The sequence below is a fragment of the Ruthenibacterium intestinale genome (assembly GCF_040096265.1).
GTDB classification, from domain to species: domain Bacteria; phylum Bacillota; class Clostridia; order Oscillospirales; family Ruminococcaceae; genus Ruthenibacterium; species Ruthenibacterium komagatae.
Genome location: NZ_JBBMFA010000068.1, coordinates 1 through 13,697, shown reverse-complemented (window position 1 = coordinate 13,697; position 13,697 = coordinate 1). Strand labels below are relative to the sequence as shown.

General features: G+C 59.4%; 11 protein-coding genes. 6 read left to right on the top strand and 5 right to left on the bottom strand.

What is annotated here, in order from left to right:
- Window positions 1-34: 34 nt before the first annotated feature.
- On the bottom strand, window positions 35-3,595 hold the full coding sequence (nifJ, locus tag WMO24_RS04940; RefSeq protein ID WP_349215211.1) for a pyruvate:ferredoxin (flavodoxin) oxidoreductase: 3,561 nt from the start codon (window positions 3,593-3,595) through the stop codon (window positions 35-37).
- A gap of 403 nt (window positions 3,596-3,998) precedes the next feature.
- Between nifJ and WMO24_RS04935 the strand changes: the two genes are divergently transcribed.
- The 5 genes from WMO24_RS04935 to WMO24_RS04915 all read left to right on the top strand — a co-directional run bounded on the left by WMO24_RS04935 (window position 3,999) and on the right by WMO24_RS04915 (window position 8,718).
- Window positions 3,999-5,201, top strand: coding sequence for a hemolysin family protein (locus WMO24_RS04935; protein ID WP_349215210.1), 1,203 nt, complete (start codon window positions 3,999-4,001; stop codon window positions 5,199-5,201).
- Between the two features lie 19 nt (window positions 5,202-5,220).
- Window positions 5,221-5,766 (top strand): NUDIX hydrolase, encoded by a 546-nt coding sequence (locus WMO24_RS04930; RefSeq protein ID WP_349215209.1) that lies wholly within the window; start codon window positions 5,221-5,223, stop codon window positions 5,764-5,766.
- Between the two features lie 163 nt (window positions 5,767-5,929).
- Complete coding sequence (locus tag WMO24_RS04925) at window positions 5,930-6,595, top strand: hypothetical protein (protein WP_349215208.1); 666 nt, start codon at window positions 5,930-5,932, stop codon at window positions 6,593-6,595.
- Between the two features lie 236 nt (window positions 6,596-6,831).
- Window positions 6,832-8,148 carry an HD-GYP domain-containing protein gene (locus WMO24_RS04920; protein WP_349215207.1) on the top strand — a complete coding sequence of 439 codons (1,317 nt, stop codon included), beginning with the start codon at window positions 6,832-6,834 and terminating at the stop codon, window positions 8,146-8,148.
- Between the two features lie 18 nt (window positions 8,149-8,166).
- Window positions 8,167-8,718, top strand: coding sequence for a DUF5317 domain-containing protein (locus WMO24_RS04915; protein ID WP_349215206.1), 552 nt, complete (start codon window positions 8,167-8,169; stop codon window positions 8,716-8,718).
- A gap of 42 nt (window positions 8,719-8,760) precedes the next feature.
- On the opposite strand, the gene WMO24_RS04910 is transcribed toward WMO24_RS04915, so the two are convergent.
- Genes WMO24_RS04910 through WMO24_RS04895 form a run of 4 tightly spaced genes read right to left on the bottom strand, consistent with a single transcriptional unit; the run spans window position 8,761 to window position 11,735 of the window.
- Complete coding sequence (locus WMO24_RS04910) at window positions 8,761-9,252, bottom strand: DUF3592 domain-containing protein (protein ID WP_349215205.1); 492 nt, start codon at window positions 9,250-9,252, stop codon at window positions 8,761-8,763.
- 6 nt (window positions 9,253-9,258) lie between these two features.
- Window positions 9,259-9,930 (bottom strand): HAD family hydrolase, encoded by a 672-nt coding sequence (locus tag WMO24_RS04905; RefSeq protein WP_349215204.1) that lies wholly within the window; start codon window positions 9,928-9,930, stop codon window positions 9,259-9,261.
- Between the two features lie 15 nt (window positions 9,931-9,945).
- Window positions 9,946-11,322 carry a PH domain-containing protein gene (locus tag WMO24_RS04900; protein WP_349215203.1) on the bottom strand — a complete coding sequence of 459 codons (1,377 nt, stop codon included), beginning with the start codon at window positions 11,320-11,322 and terminating at the stop codon, window positions 9,946-9,948.
- Window positions 11,319-11,735 carry a PH domain-containing protein gene (locus WMO24_RS04895; protein WP_349215202.1) on the bottom strand — a complete coding sequence of 139 codons (417 nt, stop codon included), beginning with the start codon at window positions 11,733-11,735 and terminating at the stop codon, window positions 11,319-11,321. Before WMO24_RS04895 ends, WMO24_RS04900 begins: the two co-directional genes overlap by 4 nt.
- 178 nt (window positions 11,736-11,913) lie before the next feature.
- On the opposite strand from WMO24_RS04895, the gene ilvD reads away from it, so the two are divergent.
- Complete coding sequence (ilvD, locus tag WMO24_RS04890; protein ID WP_349215201.1) at window positions 11,914-13,575, top strand: dihydroxy-acid dehydratase; 1,662 nt, start codon at window positions 11,914-11,916, stop codon at window positions 13,573-13,575.
- Window positions 13,576-13,697: the final 122 nt, after the last annotated feature.

The window sequence follows — 13,697 nt, the reverse complement described above, 5'->3', positions numbered from 1 at the left end:
GCAGGCCGAAGCCTGCCGCCAAAAGGATTGCGAATTATTCCGCGTCGTCGGGTGCGTACAGTTTGGTCAGTTTGTTCAGGTAGGCATAACGGTCCTTGGACGCGTTGGCTGCCTTCTCGAACAGATCGGCCGCACGCTCCGGGAAGGCGCGCTGCAGACGGCTGTAACGAGTCTCGCTCTCGATGAACTCTTTGTAATCCGTGGTGGGAGCCTTGGAGTCCAGCGTGAACGGATTCTTGCCCTCGGCCTTCTTGCGCGGATCGAAGCGGAACATGTTCCAGTAACCGCACTGGACAGCACGCTTCATCTCGTTCTGGCAGTTGGTCATGCCGCCCTTGACGCCGTGCATCTCGCAGGGAGCATAGCCAATGATCAGAGACGGGCCGTGATAGCTCTCGGCCTCAGCAATGGCCTTGATGGTCTGGTTCTGGTCGGCGCCCATGGCGATCTGTGCTACATAAACGTAGCCATAGCTCATGGCGATCTCCGCCAGGCTCTTCTTGCCGATGGCCTTGCCGGCTGCGGCAAACTGAGCAACCTGACCGATCTGGCTGGCCTTGGAGGCCTGGCCGCCGGTGTTGGAATAAACCTCGGTGTCGAAGACCATAACATTCACATCTTCGCCGGAAGCCAGGACGTGATCCAGGCCGCCGAAGCCGATGTCATATGCCCAGCCGTCGCCGCCGAAGATCCAGACGGACTTCTTGGACAGGTACTGTTTCTTCTCCACCAGTTCTTTGCACTTGTCGCATTCAGCGGCGTGTTTCTCCGCCTCGGCAACCAGAGCATCCGCAGCGGCGCCGTTGGTCTTGCCGTCGTCCACGGTATCCAGGTAAGCTTTCGCAGCAGCCTTGAAGGCCTCGTCCGCCTTGTCGCTCTCGGCCATCTCTTTGACCAGGGCGATCAGGTTGTCACGGATGACCTTCTGGCCCAGATACATACCGAAGCCGTGCTCGGCGTTGTCCTCGAACAGGCTGTTCGCCCAAGCGGGGCCCTTGCCGGACAGACGGTTGCGGGTATACGGAGAAGTAGCAGCCGGGCCGCCCCAGATAGAGGAGCAACCGGTGGCGTTGGAGATGAACATACGCTCGCCGAACAGCTGGGTGATCAGGCGTGCATAGCTGGTCTCAGCGCAGCCTGCGCAGGAGCCGGAGAACTCAAGCAGCGGCTGATTGAACTGAGAGCCCTTGACGGTGGTCTCGGCCATCATGCCGGGTTTCTTGCCCACGTTGGCCACGCAGTAGTCGAACACGTCCTGCTGTGCCAGCTGGCTCTCCTGCGGAACCATCTTCAGAGCCTTGCCGGGAGCCGGGCAAACGCCCACGCAAACGCCGCAGCCCATGCAGTCCAGCGGAGAAACGGTCATGGTGAACACATAGTCGCCGCAGTCTTTGCCGGTCATCTTCTTGCTCTTCAGCGCAGCGGGAGCCTTGGCGGCCTCGTCAGCGGTCAGAGCGAAGGGACGGATGGTGGCGTGCGGGCAGACATAAGCGCACTGGTTGCACTGAATGCACTTGTCCACATCCCACTCGGGAACGGTCACGGCAACGCCGCGTTTCTCGTAAGCGGCCGCGCCCTGCTCGAACTGGCCGTCCACGTATTTCTCAAAGGCGGAAACGGGCAGGCTGTCGCCGTCCATCTTCGCAACGGGGATCATCACGTTCTTGACCATATCCACGGTGGCAGCGTTGCCGGCCAGCGCGGTGTTGTCAGCCTCGTCCTGAGCGTTGGCCCAGTCAGCGGGGACTTCCACTTTGTGATAAGCGTCGAAGCCGGCGTCGATGGCCTTCCAGTTCATCTCAACGATGGCCTGGCCCTTCTTGGCGAAGGATTTCTCAGCGGCCTGCTTCATGTATTTCAGGGCATCCTCACGGGGCAGAACACCGGCCAGTGCGAAGAACGCAGACTGCAGAATGGTGTTGGTGCGTTTGCCCAGGCCGATCTCGATGGCCTTGTCGATGGCGTTGATGGTGTACAGCTGCACGTTGTGCTGAGCGATGTAGCGTTTTGCCTCAGCCGGCATATGGTGCGCCAGCTCTTCGTCGCTCCACTGGCAGTTGATCATGAACACGCCGCCGTCTTTTACGTCGTTGACCATCTTGTAGCCCTTGATGACATAGGACGGGTTGTGGCAAGCCACGAAGTCCGCCTTGTTGATGTAATAGGGCGCACGGATGGGCTTGTCGCCGAAGCGCAGGTGGCTGATGGTCACGCCGCCGGTCTTCTTGGAGTCATACTGGAAGTATGCCTGGATGTATTTGTCGGTGTGGTCGCCGATGATCTTGGTGGAGTTCTTGTTGGCACCAACGGTGCCGTCGCCGCCCAGACCCCAGAATTTGCACTCTTTGGTGCCTTCTGCAGCGGTGTTGGGAGCGGGTTTCTCCTCCAGAGACAGATAGGTGACGTCGTCGTTGATGCCCAGGGTGAAGCGGGCTTTGGGCGCGTCTTTGGCCAGCTCCTCATACACAGCGAACACGCTTGCGGGAGGAGTGTCCTTGGAGCCCAGGCCATAGCGGCCGCCGATGATGGTGGCTTCGCGTTTTGCCTCGGCAAAGGCGCTCAGCACATCCAGGTGCAGAGGCTCGGCATAGGCGCCCGGCTCTTTGGTGCGGTCCAGAACAGCGATCTTCTTGGCGGTAGCAGGCACGGCGGCCAGCAGACGCTCGGCGCTGAACGGACGATACAGACGAACTTTCACCAGGCCGACCTTCTCGCCCTTGGCGGTCAGGTAGTCGATGACTTCCTCAGCCACGTCGCAGATGGAGCCCATGGCGATGATGACGCGGTCCGCGTCCGCAGCGCCGTAGTACTCGAACAGCTCGTAGTGAGTGCCCAGTTTCTCGTTGATCTTGTGCATGTATTTCTCAGCGATGGCGGGAACAGCCTCGTAGAATTTGTTACATGCCTCACGATGCTGGAAGAAGATATCGCCGTTCTCGTGAGAACCGCGCATGGCGGGATGCTCGGGGTTCAGCGCGTGATCGCGGAACGCCTTCACCGCGTCCATATCGGTCATTTCTTTCAGATCGTCGTAATCCCACACTTCGATCTTCTGGATCTCGTGAGAGGTACGGAAGCCGTCGAAGAAGTTCACAAACGGAACGCGGCTCTCGATGGCGGTCAGGTGAGCAACCGGAGCCAGGTCCATGACTTCCTGCGGGTTGGACTCGGCCAGCATGGCAAAACCGGTCTGACGGCAGGCATACACGTCGGAGTGGTCGCCGAAGATGTTCAGCGCGTGGCTGGCAACCGTACGTGCAGACACGTGGAACACGCAGGGCAGCAGCTCACCCGCAATTTTGTACATGTTCGGGATCATCAGCAGCAGGCCCTGAGAAGCCGTAAAGGTGGTGGTCATCGCACCGGCGGCCAGAGAGCCGTGGACGGTACCGGCGGCACCTGCCTCAGACTGCATCTCCATAACCTTGACTTCGGTTCCGAAGATGTTCTTCTGGTGAGCAGCGCTCCACTGGTCGACCATGTCCGCCATCGGGCTGGACGGGGTGATGGGGTAGATACCGGCAACTTCTGTAAACGCATATGCTACATGCGCGGCAGCGGTGTTGCCGTCCATAGATTTTTTAGATCTTGGCATTTTTCTTCCTCCGCTTCAAATGTTTTGAATGCAGAACAGGCACGTTCCCGCACCATGCGGGCCCGCGTGTGTTTTGCGGCCACGTGCACCGCAAAAACCCTCCCGCGCGCTCTTTGGAACCGAATTCCGCGTCTGTCCGCGCTCTGTAATATTGTAACAAATTCCACACCAAAAGTAAACAAGCTTCCCGGCCTTTCCGGGGCTTTTTCGGGTAAAAAATCACAAATTCCACATTGTGGGACGGCTTTTCTTTGTGAAATTTTAACCAGACAAAACCAGTTAAGTTTAACCATCCGTCCCTGTGTGCCTTTTATTGACAGAGCTCTTAAAATACTTTATTATATAGACAATTGTGCGCAGTGGTTGTGCGCGTCATTTGACTGAAAAAGGAGTTTGTTTTTTCATGGACCCGGAAGGTCTTTCCATTTTAATTTGTGTGATCCTCGCGCTGGGCGCTCTGCTGGCGCTTTACAGCGCGGGCGGCATTCTGGCGGCAGACGGCGAGCGGGAGAAGGTTTCCCGCCTGGGCTTTTCCGACCGCGCCGCCGGCGCGGTGATCCTGTTCTGCGTTCTGTTCGGCGCCTTTTTGTGGCAGCTGTGCGATGTGCTGGCGCTGCACGGCTGGCTTGTGTGGGCCATTCCGGGCCTGGCGGTGTACGTTCTGGCCGGTGTGACCGTGTTTTCCTTCGGCTTTGCCGGTGGAAAGGCCGGTCCCATGCGGGTGCTGGCGGTGCTGGGCAAAGTGCTGACCGCCCCCGCCAAGCTTTGCTTTCAGCTGACCGGCACCACCGCGGACAGCGGCGTGACCGAGGAAGAGCTGATGAACATGGTGGAGGACGTGGAAGAACAGTCCATCATTGACGAGAACCAGAAAAAGATGATTGCCAGCATCGTGGAGTTCGACGATGTGACCGCCGCGGACGTGATGACCCACCGCACGGAGATCGTCAGTGTGGCCGATACCGCCAACATCGGCGATGTGGTGCGGCTGGCCATGGCCGAGGGCATTTCCCGCATTCCGGTCTACCACAAAACGCTGGACGATGTGGTGGGCATGCTGCATGTGAAGGACCTGTTCGGCCTGTGGGATGATCCCGCGCGCAGCACGGAGCTGGCGTCGGCCCATATGCGCAAAGCCATGTTTGTGCCCGAGGCCTGCCGCGCCCGTGAGCTTTTGCTGGAGTTCCGGCGCAAACACACCCAGATTGCCGTGGTGGTGGACGAATACGGCGGGACCAGCGGCCTTGTGACCATGGAAGACGTGCTGGAAGAGATCGTGGGCAACATTCAGGACGAGTATGACAACGAGGAAGAGGACCTGGTGGCCGACGGGGACGGATTCATCGCTACCGGCGCTGCGGATCTGGAGGACCTGTTTGAGGCCTTTGATCTGGAACTGCCCGAGCCGGATGAAGACGATCCGGACGACATCGACACCGTGGGCGGGCTTGTGATCGACCGCCTGGGCCGCATTCCGGATGAAAACGAGCATGCGCAGGTCCATTACGGCGGCGTGGTGTTCACGGTCCTGAAGACCAGTGAGCGCCGGATCGAGAAGGTGCGGTGCACCCGGGAAGAATCCAGCCGGGACAGCGCCGGCGCCTAAGGAAGGGAAGCGGATTCAAATGGCACATTTTGAAAAAAAGCTGGAGTCAAAAGAGATTTTTCAGGGACGGGTCATCCGTGTGACACTGGACAAGGTGGAACTGGAGAACGGACGCACCTCCTCCCGGGAAGTGGTCCATCATCACGGCGGCGCGGGCATTGTGGCGCTGAATGAAAAGGGCGAGGTTTATCTGGTGCGGCAGTACCGCTATGCGCTGGACCGAGAGCTGATCGAGATTCCCGCCGGAAAACTGGAAGCGGACGAAGATCCCTTTGAGGCGGCCAAGCGGGAGCTGGGCGAAGAGGCCGGCCTGCAGGCGGATACGTACGTAGATCTGTCGCCCATGATCCCCACCTGCGGCTACTGCAGCGAGATCATTTATCTGTACGCCGCCAAGGATCTCCATCCGGTGGGGCAGCATCTGGACGAGGATGAATTTTTGTCGGTGTTCACGCTTCCGCTGGAGCAGGCGGTGGAAAAGGTTCTCTCCGGCGAGATCGTGGACGGCAAAACCTGCACCGCCTTGTTAAAACTAAAAGCTTTGCGAGATGCGGGCCGATTCTGATTTCGAAAAAAAGAGGCTTTTTAAGGCCTCTTTTTTTGTTTTCCGGAAAAATTTGGAGGTTTGAAATCTTGCTTTTTTTGCAAGTTTCCAACGGAAAAGCTTGTTTTTAACAGTCGCTTTTTGTATAATGAAACCATATACTGCAAGATGGGAGGACAAGGCTATGAATCTGTACGCAGCGGATACTGCCGCATGGAAGGCGCTGGTTCTGCGTCTTGCGGGTGTGCTGGGAGCAGAATTTTTCCTGGAGAACGGTTCGATCCGGGAGATTCATGTTCTGGCAGATGAGACCCGTTCTCCCAAGCAGATCGTGCGGGACATTCAGTCTGCCCTTTCTGCCAAATTCGGCATGGAGATCGATCACCGCATCATCAGCGTGGCGCAGATCCCCGACGGCGCACGGGAAACCCACTGCCGCATGATCTGCGAGCGGCTGGAGCTGATCAGCGACCGCACCGGCGTGTCCGCGGTGGTACATTTGACCCAGGGCGGTCACAGCTTTGAGGGACGTGCCAAATGCGACGCGACCCCCGGCGGCCGGACCGGCGCCATTGCCCTGGCGGCCGTACGCGCGGTGGACGGCGCGTTTTCCGATGAATTTCACGTGGTGCTGGAAGACGTGCGCCGCACGGAATTTTCTTCCAGAAACTGCATTCTCGCGGGCCTTGTGCTGAAGAGCAAGGGCCGCAGCGAACCGCTTCTCGGCGCGTGCTACGAGGGAGAAGACCCCAACTTCTCCGTGGCGCTGGCCGTGCTGGACGCGGTAAACCGGCGCATTGCCATGATGCCCTGCCCCAACGCGGCAGAGCAGACGATGCCCGAAGAATAAGAGCGGAGCGGATATAGCCTGTCTATAGCGGCTGACAGAGTATTGTCGTCAAGGAGGCTGTATTCGATGAATAAGGCGAAGATTATGATGGCTCTTACGTCATTGCTCTCTCTGCTGGTTGCCAGCGGCGCTTTTTTTAAGCTGCGCTGAGACGGCAGAAGCCTTTTTTCAGCAGGGAGGCGGCTGATTGGCTGCCTCCCTTATTTATAACTTTCAAAGCCCGGAGGCGAACGAATTTGGAGCGACTGACAAAACGGTACATGAACCTGATCTCTGTGCTCGGCATTGTGGTCGGTCTGTCTGCCTGCTGGCGCGTTTTTTCCGGCGGACTGCCCCAGGGGGTTGGCCCCAGCACGGTCATTGCTCTGGTCGCTTTGTGCGTGCTTTGCCGCTGTCTGCCGCTGTATGTGCGCGAGGACTGCACCATCGACATGTCCTTCATCAGCGTACTGGCCGTGGCGCTGGTCATGGGACCTGCCGGCGCGCTGGTCCTTTTATTTCTGACAACACCTCTTGAAATTGTTCCCACCGAGAGCGGGAAGGGCTTTTACCATATTTTCAACACCGACCCGCACAAGCTTTTGTTCAACACTTCCAACCTGAACCTTTCGCTGGCCGTGGGCGGCGCTGTGTACTATGCGCTGGGCGGCACGCCGGGAAACATCTCTCTTCCCGGAATTCTTCTTCCTGCCATCGGCTATGTGATCAGCGCCGTGGGCGCCAACGCGCTGATCATCTCCGGCGTGTTTTACCTGGAGTCCCGCATGCGGTTCTTCTCCATCTTCGGCCACATGCTGGTGGGGATGATCCCCAGCATTGTGTGCAGCAGCACCATCGGCTATTTTCTGGCCATGCTGCTGAAAATGGAGCGCGGTCACTGGCTGGCTTTTCTGTTCATGCTGCCCCTTTTGCTGGCGCGTTTTTCCTTCAAGCTGTATCTGGATTCTCAGAAAAGTCAGTACGAGGTCATCCGCGCACTGACAGCGGCCCTTGAGGCCAAGGACACCTATACCCGCGGTCATTCCATGCGGGTGGCGGGCTATGCATGCCTGATCGCACAGGAGATGCATCTGCCCCGCACCACCATCCACCGCCTGCTCACAGCCGGACTGTACCATGACATCGGCAAAATCGGCGTGCCGGATTCCATTCTGCAGAAGCCCGGCCGCCTGACCCCCGAAGAGCGGGAGGTTATTGAACATCACCCCATGGCGGGTGTGGACATCTTAAAAAACATCAACGGCTACCAGGACATTTTGTCCATGGTGGGCCATCACCATGAGTTTTACAACGGAAAAGGCTATCCCGACGGGACCTGCGGAGAGGACCTGCCCGTTGAAAATTACATTCTCGGCGCGGCAGACGCTTACGACGCCATCACCAGCGACCGGCCTTACCGAAAGGGACGCACGCCCCAGCAGGCCGCAGAAATTCTTCGCAAGGAAGCGGGCGAGCAGTTCCATCCGGACGTGGCCCGCGTGGCCGCCCAGCTGGCGGAAGAGGGGCGCCTGACCCAGCAGGCCGCGGAAGAGGCCGCCCAGACGGGCATGTGACAACAAAGGGGATTTGCTATGTTTCTTTGGTCTGTGCTGATCGCCCTGGCCGTGGGCTGGACGTTCGGCGGACGGCTGGCACGCTATGAAAAAGCCCGGATGCGCGGGCTTTGGATGCCGTTTCCCGCCTTTTTGGCGCAAAGCCTGCCCAACTGGGTGCCGGCTTTTTCCGACGGCATTCCCGCAGCGATATGTATTGTGATCTGCTACGGCACGCTGGCGTTGTTTCTGTTTCAAAACCGGCGCCTGCGCAAAACATTCTGGTTTGCCGGGTCAGGCACACTGTGCAATTTTCTGGTCATCGCTCTGAACGATTTTTGCATGCCCGTGTCTCAGCGCGTTCTTTCGCTGCTGAGCGAAGAGGGCGCCCGCGCCCTGACGGCGGGGGAGATTCCCATGTACTGCGCCGCCGGGCCGGACACCCGGCTTTTGTTTTTGGGCGACATTCTGCCGCTGCCGGGCGGCTTTGCCAGTGTGGGGGATCTGCTGCTGGCCGTGGGTGCGTTTTTCTGCATCCTGTGCCTGATGCGGCCGAGAAAAATTCTTCACTGGTGGATTAAAAACGGATAAAACGATGCGCGCGGAACGAAAGAACGTTCCGCGCGCATTTTTTTACTGGAATGCCATGCAGGCTGCCGCCGCCAGTGTGACAAACGCCAGAAACCCCAGAAGAAACCTGAAAAACAGCTGGATCTTTTTGTCTTCTTCGATCTGCCTCGGCGTACAGTTTCGACGGGGGTCCGCCGGGTCGTAATAAACCTCCACCGAATCCCCCTTGTGATAAAACTGCTTTTTGCTCTGGGGAAAATCCCCGATCCACTCGGCCCCGTCTGCCGGAAAGGAATAGCGCGCCCATTCGGTTTTCATCCATTGCCCGGGCGTGTTTTCGTCCCCCCGCATGTACTTTGTTTTTTCATAAAGTGCGATCACGCGGCCGCTGGCTCTTTTTCCATTCCGCTGAAGCCAAAGATGGCGTTTTTGTGATTTTTTTAAAAAATAATACGATATGTAGATGATTCCGCAGACCACCGCTCCACAGAAAAAGATGGATGCCACGGCCAGAAAATCATCCAGGTACCGGTCCAGAAATCGCGCAAATTCCATACGCCGTCAACGCTCCTTCTGTGCCGGACGGCCCAGCACCAGCGCTTCCAGCTCGGACGGCGCGGCGACCAGATAGCGTGCGCCGGCCTCTTTCAGCTCCTGCGCTGTGCGAAAGCCCCACAGCACGCCGCAGCCGTCCAGCCCCGCGTTGCGGGCTGTGAACATGTCCACATTGCTGTCGCCTGCATACAGCACCTGCCCGGGTTCCAGGCCGAAGGCGGCGCGCATTTCATGGACCAGATGCGGGTCCGGCTTTGTGGGCGTACCCAGCACATGGCCGCGCACGTCGTCAAACACACCGGGGAAATATTGCCCGATCACCTGCCGGGTCAGGTGGTCTTCCTTGTTGGAGACCACGCCCAGCTTTACGCCCGCGCCGCGCAGCCGGTCCAACAGCGGGACAATGCCGTCGTAGGGAGCGGTGGTGTCTTCCTTGTGCTGGTCATAATAGGGAAAAAACAGCTGCGCCGCGCGCTGCTCGTTTTCCTCGGTGCGGGCTGTCTCGGGCAGCATCCGGTGCAGCAGCATGGGGATGCCGTTGCCTACCATGTATTTATACGCTTCCACCGGATGGCCGGGCAGTCCCATTTGGGCCAGCGTGTAATTGCCTGCCTGGGCCAGGTCTCCGATGGTGTTGAGAAGCGTTCCGTCCAAATCAAAAATCACAGCCTGATACATGAAGAAACTCCTTTGCTACAAACTGAAGGGAATACTGCGCGCCTGATATTGCAGCACACCTCTGGCCCTGTACCGCACCCGGCAGGGAAGACACACCGTCACATCGCACCGCCCCTCGCTGACGGAGAAGGGATGTTCAAACAGGGTGTAGGCCAGGTCCTGGGTCAGCACACAGACCTCGTGCCGGGTGAAAAAGCGGGTGAACACCACGGACAGCGTCCGGTTTTCATTTTTGTGCAGACCTTCCCTGCGCAGCCCCTCCAGAGAGACGATCATACAGCCCAGCGCCCCCAAAACCCACGCTGCCAGAACCGGCAAAACGCCCGGCAGAACGTTGAAGGCAACGCCGCACAGCGCCAGACCCAGTGCCAGCAGGGCGCCGGGTTTCCACAAATACTGCACAGGGCTTTTGCGGGCCGGATCGCACAGCGGGCCGTCCGGCTTGGAATAACCGGGAAGCAGCGCTTCCACCCGCGCCTCCTGCCCTTTTTTCACAACGAACAGCGGCACCTCGCCGCCGGTAAAACTGCCCGCGGCGATGAACACCGGATACCGGCGCAAAAGCCGCCCGGCCGGGGTGACGCGAATATCACAGGCAGACACGCACCGCAGACGGACGCGCCGCTCGGTTTTGGTCACAAGGCCGCCCTTGCTGATGATGATGCCCCCGTTGCGGCACACCCGAAAACCGGCAGTGTGCAGAAACGCATACAAAAACGTCAGGCCGCCCACCAGAAAGAACAGGGTGGCCAGCGCTGCCAAACCGGCGGGCAGAATGCGCTCGACCAGCAGCTCGATCTGTTCAAACTGCATCCAGGCCAGCTGCCGCAGACTGTCGCCCAGAACTTCCTGTATGCGGTCCAGACTGACCCATGCGAACGCACAGGCGGTGATCACATTGGCGCTGAGCATGACAAAACTGAGTTTTTCATAGCCGGTGGGCGAAAAAATGGAGTGGTCCTGCCGCACAGGCATCAAAAGATCGGCCAGCGCCTGGGCGTCCCTCTTGGTCAGGTAGCACTGAAACCGGCGGGGCGCGGCGTAATTGTGAAAGTAAAGCGTCACTCGGCTTGCGCCCAGCAGGCGGCAGTACAGCGGCCGCACGATCTCCAGAACAGCCACGCTGCTTTTGGAAAACGTGTACTTGCTGTGCACGAACACGCCGGTCTGTGCTTCAAAACTGTCCTGGGTCAGGGCAAAGCCGGTGACGTACCAGCGCACCAGCGAGACCGCCAGAAAGAACAAAAGAATCGCCGCGTCCTGCTTCAAAGCCGTGAACAGGCTGGTCCAGTCAAAGGCGATCAGGGCCTGCACCATGGGCACAAGGCACAAAAGCAGTGCGTACCGGAACAGGCGCAGACAGTACAGAATGTGAAACCGCCGCCCGTTCATAACAGTTTTCCCCCGTGGGACAGCTTGGCGGCCAGCTGTTCGGCGTCCGCCCTTCGAATGCCGGGAATGACTGTGAACGTGCCGGAAGCGATCAGCACCAGCACACAGCCGCCCATGCGCCGGCCCACCGGCGTCTGCAGAATGTGACAACCGCTGATAAAACGCAAGGGCATGCGCTTGGTGACCAGAAACAAAAGGCCCCGGCGCACGGTCAGGTGATTGCCGCCCACCCGGACCCGGCAGGACGCCCAGCGGGGCACCAGCACACACAGGCAGACAACGCACCACACCGCCAGCCAGAACAGGGCGGCCACGGCATTCAACGACCAGAAGGGAATGCTGACCACTGCGCCCGCCAGAATCACCCAGAACCCGATCAGCGCAGCGCCGCTTCGTGTGACCTGAAATTCCATACCGCCCACCCCCTTTCAGATATTCTTTTATTATAAACATTCTTTCCAAAAAAGCAAAGCGAAAACCGTAGGCCCGGCGTCTGTTTGGGGCATCTTTTGCAGTTTTGTGCAAAGCGTGCTATACTGAGGTAAATTCGGGCCGGTTTGCATACGGCCCCGGGGGAAAGGATGAAAAACGTTGAGAAACAGTGAACAAGTGACAAAAGGCGCCGAGCGCGCACCCAACCGCAGTTTGTTTTACGCACTGGGTTATACCGATGAGGAGCTGGACCGGCCGCTGATCGGCGTGGTCAGCGCCTTCAGTGAGATCGTCCCCGGCCACGCCCATCTGGACAAGCTGGCCGACGCTGTGAAGGCCGGCGTGCGCATGGCCGGCGGCACCCCCATTCTGATGCCCGCCATCGGTGTATGCGACGGCATTGCCATGGGACATGTGGGCATGAAATATTCTCTGCCCAGCCGTGAACTGATTTGCGACAGCGTGGAGACCATGGCCCGCGCCCACGCGCTGGACGGCCTTGTGCTGGTTCCCAACTGCGATAAGATCGTGCCCGGCATGCTGATGGCGGCGGCCCGGCTGAATATTCCTTCCATCGTCATCAGCGGCGGCCCCATGCTGTCCGGCCGTCAGGGAAAACGGCATGTGTCCCTGTCCCAGATGTTCGAGGCGGTGGGCAGCTACAAGGCGGGCCTGATCGATGAGGACGTGCTGGAGGACTACACCCTGCACACCTGCCCGGGCTGCGGCTCCTGCTCGGGCATGTACACCGCCAACAGCATGAACTGCCTGTGCGAGGCCATCGGCATGGCGCTGCCCGGCAACGGCACCATTCCCGCCGTGATGGCCGCCCGCACCCAGCTGGCGAAGCACGCGGGCATGCGCATTGTGGACCTGGTGGAAAAGAATGTGTGCCCCCGGGATATTCTGACCCCGGCGGCCTTCCGCAACGCCGTTGCCACGGACATGGCCCTGGGCTGCAGCTCCAACAGCGTTCTGCACCTGCTGGCCATTGCCAACGAGGCGGGCGTGCCCATGAGCCTGGAGACCTTCAACGAGCTGAGCGCCAAGGTGCCCAACTTCTGCCATCTGGCTCCGGCCGGCCCCACTCACATGGAAGATCTGAACGCGGCGGGCGGCGTGCCTGCGGTGATGGCGCAGCTGGCTGAACTGGGCCTGCTGGACACCAGCCTGCCCACCGTGACGGGCAAGACCGTGGGCGAGAACATTGCCGGCGCCAAAAACCTGGACGAGACCAACATCCGTCCCACCAACAACCCCTACTCCAAAACCGGCGGCATTGCCATTCTGTGGGGCAACATCGCCAAAGACGGCTGCGTGGTCAAGCGCAGCGCCGTTGCGCCCGAAATGCTGGTGCACAGCGGCCCGGCCCGGGTGTTCGACAGTGAGGACGATGCCATCCAGGCCATTTACGGCGGGCAGATCCACCCCGGCGACGTGGTGGTCATCCGCTACGAAGGCCCCAAAGGCGGCCCCGGCATGCGCGAGATGCTGAATCCCACCAGCGCGCTGGCCGGCATGAAGCTGGACAAATCCGTTGCGCTGATCACCGACGGCCGGTTCTCCGGTGCGTCCCGCGGCGCATCCATCGGCCATGTGGCGCCGGAAGCGGCCCAGGGCGGCAACATCGCACTGGTGCAGGAAGGGGATACCATCTCCATCGACATTCCCGCCGGCAAGGTGAATGTGGACGTTTCCGACGAGGAACTGGAACGCCGCCGCGCCGCCTGGAAAGCGCCGGAACCCCGGATCACCACCGGGTGGCTTTCCCGTTATGCGAAGCTGGTCTCCGGCGCCAACAAGGGCGCTGTGATGGAATAACCGTTTGCTAAAAAAGAAGGGGGCAAAGCCGGGGTGACATAAGAAAACGGCGGTGAAGCCCCGAATTTTTGACGCATGAAACGCAGAAAGCGGTCCTGCAAGCAAATTGCTTGCAGGACCGC